At 70.5% G+C, this 1,523-nt stretch carries 2 protein-coding genes; one reads left to right on the top strand and one right to left on the bottom strand.

The features are described from left to right. On the top strand, positions 1-260 hold a 260-nt coding region (locus AC27IO_RS24100), incomplete at its 5' end, for a general secretion pathway protein GspB (protein ID WP_498741196.1). 160 nt (positions 261-420) lie between these two features. Here the strand turns inward: AC27IO_RS24100 and AC27IO_RS24095 are convergent. Next, on the bottom strand, positions 421-1,523 hold a 1,103-nt coding region (locus AC27IO_RS24095; protein ID WP_498741194.1), incomplete at its 5' end, for an ABC transporter substrate-binding protein.

The raw sequence follows: 1,523 nt of genomic DNA, 5'->3' as shown, positions 1-1,523 counted from the left end.
CCAGGCCCCGGCCCAGGCCCCCGGCCCAGCCCGTCGTGGCGCAGCGCGATCTGCCGCCGTCCGTGCGCGAGCAATTGCCGGCCATGCAGTTCAGCGGCGCCACCTATTCGGCCAACCCGGCCTACCGCATGGCCATCGTCAATGGGCAGGTGCTGCACGAGGGCGACCAGGCCGCACCGGGCGTGGTGCTGGAGAAGATCGAGCCGTCCCGCACGGTGTGGGCATTCCGGGGCTACCGCTACGCCGTGCCGTCGCAGTGAAGGCGAAGCCAAGGGCGAAGTCGAGGGCGCAGCGGGTGCGCTGGTACAGGCCAAAACAGGCCCATGCCGGCGGATTTCATGCCTGTATTGCTATATATTTAATAGCAAATGATTCGTCCACCGCGTTCTGATGATCGCGGGCCGGCGACCGCTGAGCGGCTCAGCGGATGAACCGGCCGTCCCGCCCCACGAGGGTCAGCTCGACGAAGCGCGAGGCGCTGCGTTCCGGGCCGGTGGCGTTCACTTCGAAGCCGCCCAGGTCCCAGTTCTTGAGGCTCCAGGTGGCGTCCACGAAGGCGGCGCGCGACGGGTTGCGGCCCGCGCGCTGCAGGGCCTGGGCGAACACGCGGGCGTTGATGTAGCCCTCCAGCGCCAGGTGCGAGGGCTCGGCCGTGGCGCCCACGGCTTTCCAGGCGGCCTGGAATTCGCGCACCACCGGCACCACCACGTTGGTGGGCAGCGGCACGACCTGCGAGATGGTGAGCCCGACGGCATCCGGTCCCAGGGCCTTGACGGCGGCCGAGGTGCCCATCACGGACGTGGCATACAGCGCGGTGCCGCGCCGAAGGCTCCGGAAGGCTTTCACGAACTCCAGCGCCGGCTTGCCGGCCAGGCCGATCAGCACCGCCTCGGGGTTGCCGTCGGCCACCTGGCGCGCCGTGGCGCCGGCGTTCGACGCATCGCTTTCGACGGTGCCGGACAGCGGTTCGCCCAGCTTCAGCCGGGCCATGGCATCGCGGGCGGCGTTGAACACCTCCTTGCCGAAGGCGTTGTTCTGGTAGGACACGGCGATGCGCCGGATGCCCAGCGTGGAGAAGTGCTGGACCAGCTTGTCGGCCTCGTCGGCGTAGGTGGCGCGCACGTTGAACACGCTGCGCGCGCCCTTCACGCGGCTGAGCATGGCGCCGGTGAACGGGGCGAAGAACGGCATGCCCGAGGGCAGCACCTTGGGCAGCATGGCCTCGACCATGGGCGTGCCCATGCAGTTGAAGAGCGCGAACTGCTCGCGGTCGGCGAGGAATTTGTCCACGTTGGCCAGCGCGCGGGGGATGTCGTAGCCGTCGTCCAGCGTGGTGAGTTCGATCGCCTGGCCCTGCACGCCGCCCTGGGCGTTTATGGCGGCGAAGGCGGCCTTGGCGCCCTGGTGCATGGCCGAGCCCAGGTCGCCCAGCGGCCCGGTGAGCGCGGTGGATTGCGCGATGCGCAGCGCCGTGCCCTGTGCGCGCGCCGGCGCGGCGCCGACTCCAGGGCAGGGCCGAGCGG

It is taken from the genome of Acidovorax sp. KNOB132 (assembly GCF_057541515.1).
The sequence above is the reverse complement of the archived record's forward strand: the minus strand, read 5'-3'. Positions and strand labels throughout refer to the sequence as shown.